Origin of the sequence: Chroococcidiopsis cubana SAG 39.79, from assembly GCF_003991895.1 — a bacterium.
In the GTDB taxonomy this organism is placed as follows: domain Bacteria; phylum Cyanobacteriota; class Cyanobacteriia; order Cyanobacteriales; family Chroococcidiopsidaceae; genus Chroococcidiopsis; species Chroococcidiopsis thermalis.
Genome location: NZ_RSCK01000010.1, coordinates 75,212 through 94,649, shown reverse-complemented (window position 1 = coordinate 94,649; position 19,438 = coordinate 75,212). Strand labels below are relative to the sequence as shown.

19 protein-coding genes and 1 pseudogene are annotated in these 19,438 nt (G+C 43.7%); 7 read left to right on the top strand and 13 right to left on the bottom strand.

The features are described 5' to 3' along the window. Window positions 1-63: 63 nt before the first annotated feature. Window positions 64-606, top strand: a pseudogene (locus tag DSM107010_RS42880) (DNA-3-methyladenine glycosylase family protein); the annotation flags it as partial. Between the two features lie 174 nt (window positions 607-780). Continuing rightward, complete coding sequence (locus DSM107010_RS09195) at window positions 781-2,319, top strand: cryptochrome/photolyase family protein (RefSeq protein ID WP_181246368.1); 1,539 nt, start codon at window positions 781-783, stop codon at window positions 2,317-2,319. On the opposite strand, the gene DSM107010_RS09190 is transcribed toward DSM107010_RS09195, so the two are convergent. Continuing rightward, window positions 2,303-2,485, bottom strand: coding sequence for a type II toxin-antitoxin system HicB family antitoxin (locus DSM107010_RS09190; RefSeq protein WP_015155169.1), 183 nt, complete (start codon window positions 2,483-2,485; stop codon window positions 2,303-2,305). The genes DSM107010_RS09195 and DSM107010_RS09190 overlap by 17 nt on opposite strands. A gap of 62 nt (window positions 2,486-2,547) precedes the next feature. After that, window positions 2,548-2,874: a hypothetical protein gene (locus DSM107010_RS09185; RefSeq protein ID WP_127022816.1), complete on the bottom strand. Its 327-nt coding sequence runs from the start codon at window positions 2,872-2,874 to the stop codon at window positions 2,548-2,550. Window positions 2,875-2,920: 46 nt separating this feature from the next. On the opposite strand from DSM107010_RS09185, the gene DSM107010_RS09180 reads away from it, so the two are divergent. Further along, window positions 2,921-3,259, top strand: a complete 339-nt coding sequence (locus DSM107010_RS09180; protein WP_015155167.1) for a DUF433 domain-containing protein — start codon at window positions 2,921-2,923, stop codon at window positions 3,257-3,259. Further along, window positions 3,256-3,603, top strand: a complete 348-nt coding sequence (locus DSM107010_RS09175) for a DUF5615 family PIN-like protein (RefSeq protein ID WP_015155166.1) — start codon at window positions 3,256-3,258, stop codon at window positions 3,601-3,603. Before DSM107010_RS09180 ends, DSM107010_RS09175 begins: the two co-directional genes overlap by 4 nt. 19 nt (window positions 3,604-3,622) lie before the next feature. Here the strand turns inward: DSM107010_RS09175 and DSM107010_RS09170 are convergent, their stop codons facing one another. Next, window positions 3,623-4,474: an alpha/beta fold hydrolase gene (locus DSM107010_RS09170; protein WP_015155165.1), complete on the bottom strand. Its 852-nt coding sequence runs from the start codon at window positions 4,472-4,474 to the stop codon at window positions 3,623-3,625. Window positions 4,475-4,578: 104 nt separating this feature from the next. On the opposite strand from DSM107010_RS09170, the gene DSM107010_RS09165 reads away from it, so the two are divergent. Then, a complete protein-coding gene (locus DSM107010_RS09165; protein WP_127022813.1) occupies window positions 4,579-5,259 on the top strand; it encodes a queuosine precursor transporter in 681 nt (226 codons plus the stop codon). A 152-nt stretch (window positions 5,260-5,411) separates the two neighbouring features. Here DSM107010_RS09165 and DSM107010_RS09160 read toward each other — a convergent pair whose 3' ends face one another. Beyond that, entirely contained in the window at window positions 5,412-7,001 is a 1,590-nt protein-coding gene (locus tag DSM107010_RS09160) for a nucleoside hydrolase (protein WP_106169945.1), read from the bottom strand. 250 nt (window positions 7,002-7,251) lie between these two features. Beyond that, window positions 7,252-9,393 carry a molybdopterin-containing oxidoreductase family protein gene (locus tag DSM107010_RS09155; protein WP_015155162.1) on the bottom strand — a complete coding sequence of 714 codons (2,142 nt, stop codon included), beginning with the start codon at window positions 9,391-9,393 and terminating at the stop codon, window positions 7,252-7,254. 176 nt (window positions 9,394-9,569) lie between these two features. On the opposite strand from DSM107010_RS09155, the gene DSM107010_RS09150 reads away from it, so the two are divergent. Then, window positions 9,570-9,755, top strand: a complete 186-nt coding sequence (locus DSM107010_RS09150; protein ID WP_106169948.1) for a hypothetical protein — start codon at window positions 9,570-9,572, stop codon at window positions 9,753-9,755. After that, a complete protein-coding gene (locus DSM107010_RS09145) occupies window positions 9,724-9,987 on the top strand; it encodes a transposase (RefSeq protein WP_106169950.1) in 264 nt (87 codons plus the stop codon). The genes DSM107010_RS09150 and DSM107010_RS09145 overlap by 32 nt, the downstream gene beginning before the upstream one ends. Window positions 9,988-10,561: 574 nt before the next feature. Here DSM107010_RS09145 and DSM107010_RS09140 read toward each other — a convergent pair. The 8 genes from DSM107010_RS09140 to trpC all read right to left on the bottom strand — a co-directional run bounded on the left by DSM107010_RS09140 (window position 10,562) and on the right by trpC (window position 19,422). After that, window positions 10,562-12,394, bottom strand: a complete 1,833-nt coding sequence (locus tag DSM107010_RS09140) for a hypothetical protein (protein ID WP_106166617.1) — start codon at window positions 12,392-12,394, stop codon at window positions 10,562-10,564. Window positions 12,395-12,759: 365 nt separating this feature from the next. Next, window positions 12,760-13,206 carry a hypothetical protein gene (locus DSM107010_RS09135; RefSeq protein WP_106166618.1) on the bottom strand — a complete coding sequence of 149 codons (447 nt, stop codon included), beginning with the start codon at window positions 13,204-13,206 and terminating at the stop codon, window positions 12,760-12,762. Between the two features lie 6 nt (window positions 13,207-13,212). Beyond that, a complete protein-coding gene (gene hpsJ-A, locus DSM107010_RS09130; protein ID WP_015155159.1) occupies window positions 13,213-13,917 on the bottom strand; it encodes an HpsJ-like protein, cyanoexosortase A-associated in 705 nt (234 codons plus the stop codon). Window positions 13,918-13,993: 76 nt separating this feature from the next. Further along, window positions 13,994-14,998 carry an anthranilate phosphoribosyltransferase gene (gene trpD, locus DSM107010_RS09125; RefSeq protein WP_106166619.1) on the bottom strand — a complete coding sequence of 335 codons (1,005 nt, stop codon included), beginning with the start codon at window positions 14,996-14,998 and terminating at the stop codon, window positions 13,994-13,996. 78 nt (window positions 14,999-15,076) lie between these two features. After that, complete coding sequence (gene aroF / locus DSM107010_RS09120; protein WP_106166620.1) at window positions 15,077-16,159, bottom strand: 3-deoxy-7-phosphoheptulonate synthase; 1,083 nt, start codon at window positions 16,157-16,159, stop codon at window positions 15,077-15,079. A 165-nt stretch (window positions 16,160-16,324) separates the two neighbouring features. After that, a complete protein-coding gene (gene trpB / locus DSM107010_RS09115) occupies window positions 16,325-17,560 on the bottom strand; it encodes a tryptophan synthase subunit beta (protein ID WP_015155156.1) in 1,236 nt (411 codons plus the stop codon). Beyond that, complete coding sequence (trpA, locus tag DSM107010_RS09110; protein WP_127022810.1) at window positions 17,553-18,464, bottom strand: tryptophan synthase subunit alpha; 912 nt, start codon at window positions 18,462-18,464, stop codon at window positions 17,553-17,555. The genes trpB and trpA overlap by 8 nt, the downstream gene beginning before the upstream one ends. A gap of 94 nt (window positions 18,465-18,558) precedes the next feature. Further along, window positions 18,559-19,422, bottom strand: coding sequence for an indole-3-glycerol phosphate synthase TrpC (gene trpC, locus DSM107010_RS09105; RefSeq protein ID WP_106168270.1), 864 nt, complete (start codon window positions 19,420-19,422; stop codon window positions 18,559-18,561). Window positions 19,423-19,438 lie beyond the last annotated feature (16 nt).

The following is a 19,438-nucleotide window of genomic DNA, read 5'->3' as shown; positions in this document are numbered from 1 at the left end:
TGCGCGATCGCAAAACCCTGGCAAGAAATACAATGTTAAGATGGCAAGCTCTGAGGGTCAAGAATGGATTATTCAGTTGCGATCGCGGCACTTACAAAATCCGATCCTATCCTTGCTACTCTGATTCACCAAGTTGGTACTTGTCGCCTCGATCGAGTCCAGCAAACGGGAGATTTATTTTTCTCCCTCTCCAAAGCCATTATCCACCAACAACTTTCAACTAAATCTGCAACTGCGATTCACCAGCGATTTTTGAAAATTTCTCCCGCACAACTTCCCTCCGCCTTAGATATCCTCAACACTCCAGATGAAGTTTTGCGGGGAGTGGGTATTTCTCGTCCCAAAATTGTTTACTTGAAAGACTTGGCAGCCAAGGTGACAAATGGATTGCCTACCATCGCCGAGTTGGAATTAATGGACGACGAAACAATCGTTCAGACGCTTACCCAGGTTAAAGGAATTGGACGTTGGACGGTGCAGATGTTATTAATTTTTCGATTGCATCGATGGGATGTGTTACCTATAGATGACTTAGGTATTCGAGCTGGCGTGCGCAAAGTCTACAATTTGGCAGAGCTACCCCACCGTAAAACTGTAGAACAATTGGGACAGCAATGGAAACCTTATTGTACGATCGCATCCTGGTATCTTTGGCGTAGCCTGGAACAGTTATCAGCGAACAGTGACCAGTCAGGGGACAAGGAAGACAAGGGGGACAAGGAAGACAAGGGAGAAAAAAACAACAGTCAACTACCAATTAGTACTCCTCACTACCCACAAATGACAGATGACAAAATTATAGGTATTTGGATTTTAGGCGATCAACTTTGGATGGGACAATCAGCACTACAAAGTTGTGTCGATAAAAAACACCATCAAGTTATTTTTATTGAATCTTTGCGCCATGCTCAAGAATTACCCTACCACTTACAAAAATTGGTATTAGTATGGTCGGCGATGCGCCATTTTGCCGAGGAGTTAAAACAAGCAGGATGGAATGTTACTTACAAGCAAGCTGAAGATTTTCAAACTCCTCTAATAGAGTGGATTAAACAAAATCAGATTGCAGAATTACGGGTAATGACACCGAGCGATCGCCCTTTTGCTAAATTAATAGAAAGCTTAAATCTCCCTTGTCAAGTTACATTTACACCTAATAATCGTTTCATTTGGGGTGATGCAGAATTTATCCAGTGGGCGAGTTCTCGCAAGCGCCTGATTATGGAAGATTTCTATCGAGAAGGTAGAAAGCGGTTTGATATTCTTATGGTAGGCGATTTACCCGCAGGCGGACGTTGGAATTTTGACAAAGACAACCGCCAGCCACCTAAAGGTAAACTAAAATTACCGGAAGCTTTATGGTTTGAATGCGATCGCATTACTCAAGACGTAATTGATTTTGTCATACAGTCACCTGCATTTAAAGATAGTCAAAAGTACTGGCAAATCCAACCTTTTCGCTGGGGAGTTACCCGTCAACAAGCATTACAAGTTCTTGACTTTTTCATTCAAACTCGCTTGTCTAATTTTGGACCCTACCAAGATGCAATGGTAACGGGAGAACAGACAATGTGGCACGCGATGCTGTCTCCTTACCTCAATCTGGGGTTAATTCATCCTTTAGAAGTCGTGCAAGCCGCAGAAAAAGCATATTACGAAAATCAGGGTGAGTGGGAACTCAATAGTATCGAGGGATTTATTCGTCAAATTTTGGGTTGGCGCGAATATATGCACGGCATTTATATCTATATGGGTGAAGATTATCCCACAAAAAATTGGTTTAATCACGCTCAACCCTTACCTGAGTTTTATTGGACTGGAAATACGCAAATGAATTGTTTGTACCAGATTCTCAAGCAGGTAAAAGAAATTGGCTATGCTCACCACATTCAGCGGTTGATGATCTTAAATAACTTTGCCTTAATTGCAGGGATTTCACCGCAAGAATTAGAAGATTGGTTTCACGCCGCATTTATTGATGCTTATGATTGGGTAATGCAAACAAATGTCATTGGCATGGGACAGTTTGCTGATGGGGGAATGATGGCATCGAAGCCTTATGCAGCGTCGGCAAATTATGTCAATAAAATGAGCGATTATTGTAAGAATTGTTATTATAACCCTCGCGATCGCACGGGTGAAAAAGCTTGTCCTTTCAACTTCTTCTACTGGGATTTTCTCGCCCGTCATTACGATAGTTTAAAAAACAATCACCGTATGAGTCAAATGTTGCGAAATTTAGAAAGAATGTCAGGGGAAGAATTGGGAAAAATTCGCGATCTGGCTTCAGAGTGGCATAAAATTAATTCGTTGACGTAGTAGAGTGGCTTTCATTGGCAACCTCAAGCCAACCTTCAATAGCATCTTTCAAGTTAGTCATTACTTCTTCCATTGTTTCTCCTTCAGTAATGCAACCAGGAAGTGCAGGAACCTCTGCCCAGTAGCCTCTCTCTTCTGCTGAGTGAATTATTGCTTTAATTTTCATATACTTAGCCAGTTATTTTTGTATCAGCATATAGTACAGCCTATGTTATTCTTGATTGTATATTAATTTTCTAGCTTTAATTTCTTGAGTTTTTTATAATCGCGCTCCCAAGATTTTTGTTGTTCTATAGTTTCTTCTGGCAATGGATCTTTAAACATGGTCTCACAATAAAGTACTAATTCTTCTACAACTCCTTTTACTCCAAAAGCCTGGATATAAGCTTGCAATGCATAGTTGAAAAATATGTCGCTTAATTCATCTTCATTGAGACTTTGAAAATATTTATCAATAGGAAGGGGATGATTCATATAATAAATTTTGGCTCTACTTGTCAAAACTAATTTTATTAAGCAGTTAGTGACCGTTTCTAGTAAAAATTGTGTTAACATAAACAGTAAGATTACCTCAATCAACATAGTAATAGTAAAAATTGTTATGGTGTTAACAATCGTAGCTGAAACTGCTCCACTAGATACTAATGCTGATGGCGTGGTTCGAGTAGGAAAGACTCGCGTAACTCTCGATACTGTGGTTGCTGTTTTCAAACAAGGAGTAACGGCAGAAGAAATTGTTTATCGTTTTCCATCGCTCAAATTAGCTGATGTGTATGCAACGATTGGATTTTATCTCAACCATCAGCAAGAAGTTGAAGCGTATCTCCGGCAACGGCAGAAACAATCGCAAGAGATTCGCAAAGTCAATGAATCGAGGTTTGATTCGCAAGGATTACGTGACAGATTGCTTGCCCGTAGAGTAGAGCGTTCTTCAAAATGAAGTTTTTAGCTGATGAAAACTTCGACAACACAATTATCAGGGGTTTAATTCGCCGTAACTCCAACATTGATATCATTCGCGTTCAAGATGTAGGTTTATCGGGTAAAGATGACCCAACTATATTGGCATGGGCAGCACGAGAAAACCGAATATTACTTACTCATGATGTTGCTACAATTACGCGCTATGCCTATGAAAGAGTGGTAGCAAGTCAGCCGATGCCAGGAGTTATAGAAATTAGTTTAGATGCAGCAGTTGGTAAAGTTATAGAAGATATTATCTTGCTGCTAGAGTGTAGTTCTGAGAGTGAATTAGAAGGGCAAATTCAGTATCTTCCTCTGTAATTAAGGGATAAGTCAAGTATTAATTTTTATACTCACTAGCCAAAAACTCTAACACCAAATTATTAAACTTCTCTGGATATTCTAAATGAGGATGATGCCCGCAGCGATCGAAAATGTGGAGATGAGCGTTAGGTATAGTTTTAGCTGCAATATGCGCGTGAGCTACTGGTATAATTCTGTCTTGTTTGCCCCAAATTACTAAAGTTGGTACGGTAATGGTAGCAAGTTGACTGAGAATTGGACGAAACACTTGCGATCGCACTCCTAACAAGTGAAAATTCGTCTTAACCATCGCCATCAGTGCGGGTTTTCTTCCAGGTAAAGCAAAGATGGGATATCGCAGTTCCACCCACTCAGAAGGAATGCTTTGCGGGTTGAAAAAATTATTTTTTAACATCGGCGCTAGCAGGCGGCGTGACGGACGCAGTAACCTAATCAGCAAGGGTAAAGTTGTTAGGCGGATACCTAAAGCGATTTCCTTACCAAATCCCATGCTATCTACCAACACCAACTTATTCACCCGTTGGGGAAATAGCAAAGCCAGTTGTAAAGCCGCACCACCACCCATAGAATTGCCTATTAAAGTCGCAGATTCAATCCCAAGGGTATCCATAAAATCTTTGATAAACTGAGCCTGGTATGTGAGTGAATAGGAAGCTTGAGGCTTATCCGAACGTCCAGAACCCACCATATCGAGTGCGTAGACGCAGTGAGATTTTGCTAGAGTACCAATGTTATACAACCAAAACTCTACCGAACCTTGACCCCCATGTAACAAAATAACGGGATTTCCACTTCCCATCATCCAATAACGAGTATTAATAGAATCAACTTTAACGTATCGATCTACTGGTACTTGCGTCTGATTCATAATTCAAAAGTCAAAAGTCAAAAGTCAGAAGTCAAAACTGAGGAGATAGGATTCATAACGATTCCCCTACTCCCGACTCCCACTCTCCCACTCCCTCATTCCGAATGTCTAAATCTTACAAACATCTAGACGCGATCGCGACTTTATTTGTTACTGTTTTACTCATCTCAAATATTACCTCGACTAAAATCGTTAGCTTAGGATGGTTTACCTTTGATGGCGGAACGCTAATTTTTCCACTCAGTTATATTTTTGGCGATATCTTAACTGAAGTATACGGATACTCTCGTTCTAGAAAGGTTATTTGGTTGGGGTTTTTCTGTGCTTTTTTAATGGCTGTAACTTTTAGTCTTGTTGGCGCGTTACCTCCAGCAGCAGATTGGAAATATCAAGAGGCGTATCATCAAATTTTAGGCTCTACTCCGAGAATTGTCGCTGCAAGTTTAATAGCTTACTGGGTAGGAGAGTTTTCTAATTCTTTTATTTTAGCAAAATTGAAGATCTTAACTCGCGGTAAGTGGCTGTGGACTCGCACGATTGGCTCAACTTTAGTAGGGCAAGTTTTGGATACGGTAATATTTATTTTGATTGCTTTTTTTGGAATTGTTCCCAATAGTGTAATATGGGCGCTGATTGTATCTAATTATTTATTTAAATGTGGAATTGAGATTTTATTTACACCTATGACTTATATGGTTACTAATTGGTTAAAGCGTCAAGAGCAAGAAGATTACTACGATACCAATACGAATTTTAATCCGTTTCGTTTTTCCAAAACAAGTTAGTGTAAGAATATCTAGAGTTCCGCGCTTGAAGTTTTAGATCTCGCTTCTCCCTAGTTCCCTCCTTGAGAAGGGGGGAACAAAGCCCCCTAGAAAAGAGTTTTAGGAAATCGAGTTCGTAACTTCTAAGAGTAAAAAGTTAGAATAATTTACGATCAATTGCTAGTACAAACCAAACCAAAGACAAAATCTTGAATCGTCGTCTTAAAATCAGGATCGCCAGCAGCAGGCTTCACCGACAAACTCAACCTTACGGGATTTTTGACTCTTCCCAAAGCAAAAAGATTGCCAATATCTCGCCGAAAAAGTTCTGCCTCTGGTAATTGTCCCGTTACCGTACTCGGATCTCCATTCGTCAATGTTGTTATTTCTAAATCGGCGAAATCTTCAAAATTTAGAAAATCATTCCATAGACTAGCTACAGTTAAAGTATCCCAGAAAAATAGTGTATCAAAAACGAAAACACCAGGAGCGGGCAAATTAGCAAATTGAACATTTTTGATATATTGTGCGGGGGCAGTATTACACTGAGAAGGATTATCTTGAATGCGTTGGGCAAAGCCTTGCAAGCGGGCGAAATTTGTAGCATTTAACGGGACGACATCCGCCGGAATTCCTGAATTGAGAACTTTATCTACCGCAGGCGCATCAATCCAAAAATTGACTTCGGCATTATTCAGGGAATTGAAAGCTTTTTTGTGTTCTCCAGTTTGAATATTCTCAAAATTCGTTCCTGGAAATGGTAAATGGTGCGAACCAAAAACATGTTCTCCATCTTGATAGTAAATGTTACCTTCCGTCCAAACTGGAAATGGTTCGTTTAAACGATAATTACCATTAACATCAAAATTATCGGCTTTATTTTCATCCAAAACACCACCCATGTGAATAGTAGAAATAACAGAACTCAAATCGGCAAGTTTGATTTTCTTAGGACAGCCGTACTTGCGAGGATTTTTTTCTATGTAAGAATAGGCTCTTGCTAAGTTAGTTACGGGTCCAACAGTAGCGATTGTCAGTGGATCGTCTTTTTTGTATGCTTCACAGATAGAAGTTGCTAAATAATTAGCCGCTTTCTTTTTCGGATCGATCAGATCTACTTCTCGTAGTTGAAATTGCTCTAAAGCTGCTTGAGCTTGCGGCAGAATATACCTTAAAGTTTCATCGCGAAACGTTCGATTAAACTCGTTCCAGCAGACAAAATCGCGGGGAGACGACACGAATTCTTGATGGAATAGACAAGGTTCTAAAGCTGGTTTACCTGCAAATGGCAACTGTACCCGTACTGGAGTAAATTCAGTTCCAGGGACGGGTTGACCAAAATCGTCAGCCTCGTTCGGTACGTCAATAGTTGTCGCACTTTCATCACAACCAGAATATATTTTTGCATCGCGATATTGAGCGATCGCTAAAACTTTTTGTGTCAGTCCGTCAATCGATCCTGCTTCAGGACTAAAATCGCCTAGCAGCTCTCGTTTTAATTCTGGATAACCTTCAGAATTATTACAATAAGATTCTCCGTGTGCCATCGTGGTGATTCCAATCAGTTTGACTGGCGGAGATTTCTGTTGCGAAGCAAGGGCTAGAGTTAAGATGGCATAATAATCTTCAAACGCGCCATCGTGATCGAAGATAACTCGAATTGGACGATCGCTAGCTATGGCAGAATTTGGCAAGCAAAAAGTAGCGGCAATAGCTGCGATCGCTAATCCAGAAACGAGTTTTTTCAGTTGACAATTTAACATAATTCACTTGTCTGCAAATGGAGACAAGTTAGCACGAGCAAAGATTGTTCTTGGTATCGAATTTTACTCCTACTATTGCGATCGGACTACGCCATAGAAGATCCCCCCAACCCCCCTTTGTAAGGGGGGCTTTGTTCTCTGGTTGTGAAGCAGGGCTTTGTTCCCCCTTTTTAAGGGGGGCTAGGGGGGATCTGCGAAGAATTGAACTCAAGCGCCCGAAATGCATTAAAATCAAATCCTTTGCACCTGACTAGAGTGCATTCACCTCAACTAAAGCATCGCCAACAGCGGCGGCGTGACCCATATCTGCAAACGCAGACGAGGTAGCAGCATTGATGGTATTATTGGCAAGGCTGAGTTTACGCCAATATCCCAAAGGTGCGATCGCCACCCCAGAGCGAGTCATATCGCTGACAATTGCAGGCACTTGGAAAGAACCGCGATCGTTAAATACCTTCACCACTTGACCGTCAGCTATACCCCGCTTAGCTGCATCGTCGGGATGAATAATCACTCTCGGTTCGCCTTGAAGTTTGGCGTGCTTGGGTAAATTGGCAAAACAGGAATTGATGAATTGGTGTGGTTTCGCCGAGAGGAGATTCAACGGATACCGCTTTGCGAGTTCGGGGTTGCTTGCTGCTGATTCCCGTTGTGGCGTGTAGGTAGGTAGAGGATCGATTGGTTCTCCTGGTTGATATTCCTCATATCCCTGACGAAATGCTGGCAAGACGAAGTTACTATCTACTTTTGCGGTAGCCAGAAACTCGCATTTCCCTGACGGTGTGGGAAAATTACCCTCAGCATGGGGAACGAGATCGACTTTCAACTTGCCATACCCTTGCTGTTGCAGCGACTCCATACTCATATCCTGCATGACGGGAGCCGACCAGTCGAGGACTTCCATCGCCAGTTGTTCGTCAGTCAATTTGAAGCATTCTTCCTCAAAACCCATCCGCGCCGCCAAACGGCGGAATAATTCGGTATTGGGGACGGCTTCACCCAAAGGTGCGATCGCGGGTTGGTTTAATGTTACATAGGTATGACCCCAAGAAAACATCAAATCTAAATTTTCAACTTGAGTCGTTGCAGGCAGGAGAATATCAGCGTAGTCGGCAGTATCAGTCATAAAATGTTCGCTGACTACTGTAAATAAATCTTCCCGCGCCAAACCAGCGACAATCTTGTCTTGCTCTGCCGATTGCGTCACAGGGTTGCAGTTGTAAACAAATAGCGCCTTAATTGGGGGTTCGAGACTCAGTTCACCCGTTAGCGCCGCACCTAACTGCCACAAGTTAATTAATCGCGTCCCAGGCTGAATAAATTCAGGGCGATGCACGACTTCCCAACGGATGGGGAAGGGCCACATCGGAGCTTGCAGCAATCCGCCGCCCAAATGTCGCCACGCACCGACTAGGGCAGGCAAACAGCAAATAGCTCGGACACCCTGACCACCACCTGTTTGTTTTTCTAGCGCCACTCCCAAGCGGATTACTGATGGCTGGCTAGATGCATATTCCCTTGCTAGTGTCAAGATATCTGACACGGGGACACCCGTTATTTGGGCAACTTTCTCTGGTGGATACTGGGCAACTCGTTCTTTCAGTTCTGCGTAGCCGAGAGTATACTTTTCTACATACTCGGCATCGATCAGATTTTCGCTAATAATAACGTGCATCATTCCCAAAGCCAACGCCCCATCCGTACCTGGACGCAAGGGGATATGCCAGTCAGACTGATTTGCAGTACGAGTTCGCACGGGGTCAATTGAGACTAATTTCGCCCCGTTTTTACGTGCCTCTTGGATAAATGACCATAAATGCACGTTAGTGCTGAGAGCGTTACAGCCCCAAAGAATAATGTATTTAGAGTGCTTGAATGTATCGGGGTCAGTACCGTGAGTTAGTCCGCAAGTCATCATGTAAGCGGTACTGGTGCAGGAAGCGCAGAAGGTACGTTCGCTAATAGTTGCACCCAAGCGATTGAAGAAAGCATCACCCACAGTTAAGCCATTCAGCAAACCTTCATGTCCGAGATAGCTACAGGGCATAATTGCCTCAGCCCCATATTCGTCAATAATTTGCCCAAAGCGGCTGGCAATCTCATCTAAAGCATCATCCCAAGAAATACGCTCGAACTGTTTGCTACCCTTCGCACCCACGCGCCGCATCGGATAGAGAATGCGATCGCTACTGTAAACTCGATCTAGATAATCGCTCACTTTGCCGCAGAGCGTACCACGGGTAAAGGGATGGTCTGGGTTTCCTTCTACCTTAGTAGCGCGACCGTTTTCCACTGTCACCAACATCGCGCAAGTATCGGGGCAGTCGTGGGGACAAGCACCAAATACGACTGATTTTTCCTTGGCTGACTTCTCACTGGCAGTACTGACCATAGATCTATCTCTGCTAGAGCGAATGTTTAATATCTAAAGATCGAAGCAGTAATTGTGTCGTACTATTTGTAAGCAAATTTACAGTTACTTGCTTGTCTGATGAATCCTTAATCTTTCTTCTGTCACCTTAGCGGGAGAAAAATAGATGGTAAAACTTTCTCTTTCACTGCTAGAGCATGGTTGAGCCACGTCCTGCCGTTACTACTGTTGGCTTCGTCGATGATGAGTGCAATGACTACCAAGACCTGTTTGGCGATGTGCGGACGCAGCGCACCCCGTGGCAGGTGGAACAGATTCGAGCCAGGCGGTTAGAGTCGATCGAACAGTTGGTTGGAGAACGTTCAATCCAGCGCCTGTATTGATGCAACAGGCGATAAAAAAGCCGGAAAAACTACCGATTCTGTTGCCAAGCAATACATTGGTAACTTGGGTAAAACAGATCGTGGAATTGTGTCGGTCAACGCTGATGCAGTCGTAGATAACATCACGTACCCATTGCAATTGAAGATATTCAAACCACGCTCACGACTGCAACCGGGTGATGTATGTAAAAGGCGCGCCCCAATTAGCGGTGGAAATTTTACAAGCACTTGAGGAATGGAAATTCCGCTCTTGTGCTAGTACTAGCAGACAGCTGATATGGAGAAAGTGGAGATGTGATTCACGAATTTCTTCGCTTAAAACTTCCTTGTCTGGTTGCAATTCGTAGTCCTCATGGTGTGCTACTAGTAGTAGCAGGTCAGAAAGTCCATTACAACCGAGCCGCGTGCATCCGTTCAAGCTCTCTCTCATCGACCAGATGAAACTTGCTAGAGAGCGCGAAATTGTCTTTAGCAAAGCCCATCCAATCCGCTACTACAAAATCAGTAAAACAAACAGCCCAACTACAAATCCACTTGAGACTTGGTTTGTGATGACTAATCTACCTAAATCTTGGCAGTTACAATTGGGGAAACGCTATAGCCTTCGCGGTTGGATTGAGTATGGATTTAAACAGGTGAAAAATGAACAGGGGAAGGGCAGATTTTCGAGTCACTGACTATACCAGTATTGAGCGGTGGTGGGAAATAGTTTTGAGTGCCTATTTATGAATTAATTAGTTGGCACGCAAATGACTTTCGCACCCCAGCCCAGACTCGTCATACTCAATCTACTTCAACTTCAACTTTTATTCTGCTAGTGTGACAGAAGAAAGATTAGTATTTGTGAGATCGGAGTTAAAAGCGGCGAGAAAATTCTCGCTATTGAAGAGGTTGCCTTCGGTAGTTTGAGTCAATTCTGTTTGTCCAGAAGGGGAACCGCTACCAAGCGACGTTAGTAAATCTTGTTTGATTTGTTCGGCTAAAGAGTTAATACTAATATCCAGCTCGGTATTGACTTCGCGATCGCTAAAAATGCTTTCATTGATGTCAATACTTGGAGTCGTTGTTGATGACTCGGAATTCCAACCACTACCGAGTAAACTCAAGAAATCTTTCCCGACTCGATCGATCAGCGAGTCAATACCTTGACTAAGTTGGTTGCTATCGGCATCGCTATTATAGAAATTTCCCAAACTACTGGTTAGCAAGCTGTCAACCTCATCGCTAATGGCATTGCGATCGGTAACAAACGTCCAATCGCTATTCCCAATAACTAGCTTCCCATCACCAATATCCTTGAAGCCATTGGCTAAAGGATTACCAATAACTAAGTTATCGTTACCGCTAAATCTGTTGCCATTACCAATCGTTGCATTGCCACTACCGAAATACCAGTTACCATTGCCAATCGTTGCATTTTCACTACCAAAATGCCAGTTGCCATTACCAACGGTTTTGTTGGCATCATCAAAGTACCAGTTACCGTTACCGATGCTTTCATTAGCATTAGCAAAAAGCCAGTTACCGTTACCAATGGTTGCATTCTCAGTTCCAAAATACCAGTTACCATTACCAACAGTAGCGTTATCGTTATTGTAATACCAGTTGCCGTTACCGAGAAGATCGTTGTAACTAGCAAAAAGCCAGTTACCGTTACCAACAACTTCATTACCACTACCATAATGCCAGTTGCCATTGCCAATAGTTCTATTATTAGTAGCACTAGCCGCACTTTCAGGATCGGCTAAATCGGCAAGACTCGTCAGCCAGTCACTATTATTAATAGGTATGGGTAGATTGTTAAAGGCAAGGTTACTATTACTATCGCTAGAAGACGAGTTATTATCAGTGGTTAAACCGTTACCTTTGAAGTATGCGATCGCACCTTGAAGAGTAGTATCGCTACCAAAAGGCGAGTTGCCTTCACTAGAAGAATTAAGATCGATTAATTGCTGCCAGTCTCCATTAGCAAATATCCAATTACCGCTACCAGTAATAGAATTGTTGTTGTCATGGTACGTGCTACTACCACTCGTACTCAGGTTATCAGTATTGATAAAAGGATTGCCACCTCCAGCAAACGGGTTACTATCTTCGCTACCTGTAGGCGGATTATTGCTGTCAGCAGAGGAAGCTGTACTGCCTTCAGGAGGACTACCAATACCGCTAAAGATATTGGTTAAACCTTCTTCGCCTGTAACTTCGCTTAAAGGACCAAATGGCGACTGTTGCAGTAGGTTATTTAAATCGGTAGAGGAAAGATCGTTTTGAGTCGGAACGAGATTATCGCTACTAGTAGTATTGTCTTCGCTAACTAGAGGGCTTTCAGCACTAGTAAATGGATTATCCTCTTCACCTGGATTAACACCACCAGCGAATATATTCCAAAAGTTATCACCAGCAAAAGGATTACCACCGTAAGCTAAATCGCTTTCTGAATTGGGGTTGTCGCTAGCAAATGGATTCTCTGCATTATTGCTATCAGCAGCATCACCAACACCACTAAAAATATTAGCAAGATCCTCAACATCTAAGACTTCACTTAAGCGACCGAACGGCGATTGTAGCAGTAAATCGTTTACGTCGCCCGAGGAACCATTGTTACCTGGTTCAAAAGAGTTAGACTCAGAGGTGGACATGAAGCTACTTCTCCTAATTACTAGTACAGAGTTCTAAGTGGCAAAAATATTCTATATATCCAGAAATTAATTAGTATTAATTGCTAATGCTTTGCGCATTATCTTTGCAAAAAATACTTGTCTTGCTATCAAAGCTGAGTTGCTAAGAGTTAGCACTTGAACTACGAATACAATTGCAAAATTAATTAATACTGTATTTGATACTAAAATAGTCTATACTTCGTAAGACATGATTGTCAGTGACGAATCTTTCGAGCAATTTGTTATTTATTTTTTTCTAATCGATCTAAAATCAATAAGCTGCAAGTCATGATTTGCAGCTTATTGATTATTTTTACTTACGTCCTGCAACGCCTCTAATATGGTTATAGCCAAATTACCGAAGCTGAATTTGTGTCAAGACTGGCTTGGGCTTGAGGAGCATTTAGCAATAAATTATTGTACTCATCGCTATGAGGAACTACGATCGCGTCATTACTAATAGTTAAGACTTGACTCGGAGTAGCTGCACCACTGAAATTCCAATCGCTACCAATCGGATCGGGAAAATTGCCACTATTCTGATTGTTCCCGTCAGCAAAGATATTCCAAAAGTTGTCACCAGCAAAAGGATTGCCACCGTAGAGGAAATCGTTACCCATAGGAGAAATATCCTCCTCGTTGGTATTGCGATCGAACGAATCGCTATTACCAAAAACGTTGCTCGACCTGTCCGGTTCGAGAGCTTCACTGAAGCGACTAGAAGGCGAACCTAGCAAAATATCGCTGTGATTACTCGTGCGATCGCTAGCAGCGCTACTATTATCCAACATACTATGTTATTCGTTTACAAGTGGCAGATTATTTCTGAGTTTTTGCTTTTTGGTTTGACTACCTTTCACTGTGTTGGCAGTACCGCGCCAAACCATTAGGAAAAAAGCTCCAGCAATTAAGGTTCCCAAGCCAGTTTTTATGACATTTTTTGTCAAGTTTAGACTATTGGCTGTATTTTGTGATGCTTGTGCTTGAAATTTCTGCTCAGACTTAGCAATTCCAGCTAGAATTTGACTTTTTAATTGCTGAGGATTTTGAGATGTTGGCGCATTAATTCGTAAATTAAACCGAGACAATGTATCTGTAATTTCTCGATCTGTTTGAGCTTGACTGAGTTGTTGCTTGATAACTTGAAGCTGTGCTGATTGTTGCGCGATTTGGCGATCGCCTCCTTCGTGTATGCGCCAAGCAGAACTGACAATTAAAGGCAGTAGCAATAGAAACAATATGCCAGCTACCAGAGCCGCTCTAGACAAAAACTTGAAAATTTTAAAGTTTTTCTCGCCAATTAAGAGAAATACTAATCCAATTAATGGCACAGGCGATCGCTCAACCAGATGGCTTGCCATTTGAAACTCCCACGCAGGATTGGTAAAACCTGGAGGAATAAAAATACTAATAATATCTAAAAGTGACAAAGCCAATAAGACATAACCAGCTATGCGAAAAAGCGGACTAAACCAAAATTCTTCACTACTAGATTGAGACATGAAAATTTACCTTTTTGAAGTCAAAAGTTAAAAGTCAGAAATCAAAAAATTAGAAATCAGGTATTGTAGGAGCGAGTCAATTATCGTACACACTCACTAAGTTATCAGTCATAATGAACTCGCGAAACTGAAGGAAATATGTCTTGGCAGTACCATCAATTAATGAATGTCTGCTAGTACGAATTGCTGATTCTATGTCGTAACTTTTGTCTACTAGATACAGTGCAAAAGCGGCATTTAAAGTGACGAGATCGACCAGTGCTTTTCGTCCCTGTCCGCTAAGAATAGCGAGAAATTCTGCGGCGTTATCTGTAGCATTGCCTCCAGCTAACTCCGATTCTGGGACGGTTTCCATACCAAAATCTTCAGGCACGATTTGCTTTGTACTGATGCGATCGCCCCGTACTTCTATAACTTGAGAAGCACCCGCTAAGGTGATCTCATCTAGTCCATCCGAACCAGTAACAACTAAAGCCTCTATCCCTAATTCCATTAAAGTTTCTGCAATAATTTGCGCTACTGCTGGATCGCCACAACCGACAAGTTGATGTTTGGGTTGGCTGGGATTGAGTAATGGTCCTAGTAGATTAAACACAGTAGGATAACCGACTTCAGCTCTAGCAGCTGCGATTGCCTTAAAAGCTGGATGCCAATCCCGGGCAAATAGAAAACTCAGCCCAGTCGTCGCTAAACTTTCAACAGCCTGCGCTGTCATCGCTGTTAGAGAAATTCCCAAAACTTCCAGCAGATCGCAGGAACCGTTAGGTTTAACTGAGCCTCGATTACCGTGCTTAGCAACTCGAATCCCCAAAGCGGCGACAATAAATGCTGCTGTGGTAGAAACGTTATAGCGCGGTCGGCGCACCCCGCCAGTACCGACAATATCGAGATCGACATGACCGAAGTTTGCTCGCCGCCTTCTGTCCCAAAGGACATCGCGATATCCCAGGAGTTCTTGAGTTTGGGCATCGACTACTGGTCGAGTTTGCAAAAAGCTGACAATTTCATTGAACTCAGCTTCACCCGACAAGAGATATTCCATCACCTGACGTGCTTGTTCTCGCGATCGCGGTGTTTGCATGTGATTGGTAGTTGGTAATTGGTAATTGGTAATTGGTCGCTAGTCACTAGTCACTAGCCACCAGCCACTCCTCACTCCTCACTTTCCACTGACAACTGGTAACTGATAACTGTTAACTGATTCTTTAGTCCAGCGATTCATGGCTTTACCGACAACGGCGAGTTCTTGCATCAAGGAATCGAACCGTTCTGGAGTAAGTGATTGAGGTCCATCGGATAAAGCTTTGGCGGGATTGGGATGGACTTCGATCATTAACGAATCCGTACCTGCTGCGATCGCTGCCATTGCCATTGAGGGAACGTACTCGGCTTTACCTGTACCGTGGCTGGGATCGATCGCGATTGGTAGATGGGTGAGCGATCGCAACACGGGAATAACTGATAAATCGAGTGTATTCCGTGCATACTGGCGATCGAAACCGCGAATACCCCGTTCGCAGAGAATCACATTTGGGTTTCCTGCTGCCATGATATATTCGGCTGCCATCAGCCACTCTTCAATCGTGGCTGACATTCCCCGCTTGAGGAACACCGGTTTGTCCTGCGCTCCCACCTTCTTGAGTAGGGGAAAATTCTGCATATTTCTCGCCCCTACCTGCACGATATCTGCTACCGCTGCCACCTTTTCCAGATCGGCAGTGTCCATCACTTCAGTAATAATTCCTAAACCCGTTGCATCGCGGGCTGCAATAAGTAAATTTAAAGCACTCTCCCCATGTCCTTGAAATGCATAAGGGGATGTACGAGGTTTGTAAGCACCACCGCGCAGGAACTTTGCGCCTGCTGCCTTGACTCTTTGAGCAGTATAGACGATCATTTCTTCGTTTTCTACCGAGCAAGGACCTGCGATCGTTACGAGCGGGTGGTGTTCCCCAAAAGGGACGAAACCATTTGGAGTTGACACAACGACTTCGCTAGGTTCACCATGACGAAACTCGCGGCTGACGCGCTTGAATGGTTGTTCGACCCGCACGACTTGTTCGATCCAAGGACTGAGTTCTTGGACTCGGAACGGATCTAATTCAGCTGTGTTCCCAACTAGACCGAGAACAATTTTGTGTTTGCCAACACTTTTTTCTACTTTCAAACCCCAACTGCTTAATTCCTCAGAAATGCGAGCGATTTCCTCTTCTGGAGTACCGCTTTTCATTACTACGATCATATTTAATCTTCCTGTTAATTTGTTAGTTATCAGTGACTAGTGGCTGGTGACTAGTGGCTAGTGAAGAAAGGATGTGGGGTGTGGGGTATAGTGGATTGCTGGCTGGTCACTGGTCACTGCTCCCTGCTCCCTGCTCCCTGCTCCCTGGGCTCCCTCAGCTCTCTTCTAACTCCCAATCCCTAACTTCACGACAGTTTGTACGTCCTTATCGCCACGTCCAGAGCAGTTGATGACAATACGCGGACTGCCACTTAATTGCGGACAGAGAATATCTAAATAGGCGATCGCGTGGGCAGTTTCTAGAGCTGGAATAATCCCCTCTAGTTGAGCCAAATTCTTGAATGCATCTAGTGCTTGTGCGTCCGTGACGCTGTAATATTCGCCGCGTCCGATATCCTTTAAATAGCTATGTTCGGGACCCACACCAGGATAGTCTAGTCCAGCGCTAATTGAATGTGCTTCTACAACTTGACCGTCTTCATCTTGCAGTAAGTAGCTCATTGCACCGTGCAACACGCCGACTCGTCCTTGCGTGAGAGTTGCTGCGTGTTTTTCCGTGCTGACTCCTTCCCCAGCTGCTTCAACTCCAATTAACCGCACTGTTGGTTCGTTGACAAACTCGTAGAACATTCCAATTGCGTTAGAACCTCCTCCGACGCAGGCTAAGAGAATATCTGGCAACCCGCCCCATTTTTGCTGACATTGGGCGCGAGTTTCCGTACCAATAACAGCATGAAAGTCTCGTACCATCATCGGATAGGGATGAGGTCCAGCAACGGAACCTAAAATATAATGAGTTGATTCTACGTTTGTGACCCAATCCCGAATTGCCTCCGAAGTTGCATCTTTTAACGTTCCCGTACCTGCCTCTACTGGGCGCACCTCCGTCCCCATCAGCCGCATCCGAAATACATTTAGGGCTTGCCGTTCCATGTCGTGAATGCCCATGTAGACGATGCACTGCAACCCAAAGCGAGCGCAGACAGTAGCAGTTGCAACCCCATGCTGACCCGCTCCCGTCTCGGCAATAATTCTTTGCTTGCCCATCCGTTTTGCTAATAAAACTTGAGCGAGAGCATTATTAATTTTATGAGCGCCCGTATGGTTTAAGTCTTCTCGCTTTAAATAGATCTGCGCTCCCGTGCCATCGGGTCGCTGGTAGTGTTGGGTCAGACGCTCGGCAAAATATAAAGGGCTGGGTCTGCCAACATAGTCATGCAGTAGTTGTTGCAACTCAGCCTGAAAGCTGGGATCGACCCGATATTGCGCGTAGGCTGCTTCTAGTTCGGTTAGTGCAGGCATTAATGTTTCCGGCACGTACTTACCACCGAAACGCCCAAACCGACCCAAGGAATCGGGTTGTACTTGTGAAAGATTATTAGTTTCTTTGATGCTAACCACGGTTTTTATTGGTAATTGGTAGTTGGTAATTGGTAGTCGCTTCTCCGCCCCTCTGCTCCTCTGCCCCTCTGCTCCTCTGCCCCTCTGCTCCTCGCTCCTCGCTTCTCACAGAAATTGCTGATTTTAGTTCTCGACATAATTGAGCGATCGCCTGCAATCCTTCAGTTGAGTTTGCGGCTGCTAAATGTTTGACAAAGGCACTACCGACGATCGCCGCATCTGCGCCCCAATCTTTGACCTGACGTGCTTGTTCGGCTCCAGAAATCCCAAAACCAACACCAATCGGTTTATCGGTAATGCGGCGCATGTCTGTTAGCAGAGTTTTTACCCGTTCTTGTAAGTGCGATCGCACTCCCGTTACACCCGTAACGCTGACAAGGTAGATAAAACCTTGCGATTGACGAGCGATCGCGGCTATCCTTTCGGGAGAGCTAGTAGGTGCTACGAGTAAGGTGGTCTCAATGCCAGAATCAGCCGCAGCTTGAATTAACTCTGTCGCTTCTTCTAGAGGTAAATCCGGCACGACTAACCCCCGCACCCCAGCGCTGGCAATTTGTTGGCAAAAGGCACGAACGCCTCGGTTTAAAATCGGGTTGTAGTAGGTAAATAAAATCAACGGTGCTTTGAGATTGGGGCTGACAGTTGCTACCATTTCTAGCACCTGCTCTAAGCGCGTACCTCTTTGCAACGCACGGGTTGCCGCTGCTTGAATTACAGGTCCATCAGCCAGTGGATCGGCATAGGGAACGCCCAACTCGATAAAATCCGCACCATTGCGATCGAGAGTATATAAAGCTTCAGCCGTCGTTTCTAAGTAAGGATCGCCAGCTGTAATAAAAGGAATCAAAGCACACTCTTGGCGGCTACGTAGAGATTGGAAGCGATTTGAAATTATTTGGGTCATGGGTAATAGGTCATGGGTAATAGGTAAGTCGTAAGTCGTAAGTCGTAAGTCGTAAGTCGTAAGTTAGAAGTACCTAACAACTAGCAACTACCAATTACCAACTACCAGTCTTAGTATTCAATAAACTACGTACAGCTTGTTCTACATCGGGTTGTTTAACGAGTGACTCTCCGACTAGAACTGCACGAACGCCAGCGTTGGCAACCAGGGATAAATCTTCAGCTGTATGTAAGCCAGACTCGCTGACAACGGTAATGCCCAAATCGCTAATTTGTTGCCGACGCTGTGCCATTAGTAGCCGTGTTGTTTCCAAATCGACGTGAAAGTTTTCTAGGTTGCGATTATTAATTCCAATCAGGCGCACATCGGATAGTGCTAGTACGCGATCGAGTTCGTCAAGTGTGTGTACTTCAACTAAAGCAGTCATGCCCAATTCATGAGCAATTTTTAAAAAGTTTTGCAAACTGCTATCTGATAAAATGGCTGCAATTAGCAATACTGCATCTGCTCCAGCAGCTCGCGCTAGATAAATTTGATACGGATCGATAACGAACTCTTTGCATAATAGCGGTAGTGCCACACTTTGCCGAATTTTCCGCAGATTGTCAAAACTGCCTTGAAAGAATTTGCGATCGGTCAAAACTGAAATACAGGTTGCGCCGCTTTGTTCGTATGCTTGGGCAATTTGTACCGGATCGAAGTCAGCACAGATAACTCCTTTACTTGGCGATGCTTTTTTGACTTCGGCAATCAAACTTGGTTGGCGATCGCTTTGCTCGATCGCCATCAAAAAGTCTTCTGCCCACGGTGTATCGTTGACCTGTTTTTGCAACTCAGCTAATGGCATATCTGCTTGTAGTTGAACAATTTCCTGCTGTTTATGCCACACAATTTCAGCCAAAATATGACGCGATTTACTGTTAGATGCAACCTGATGATTGATTTCGATAGTAGCCATTGAGAACTCGGTTGTG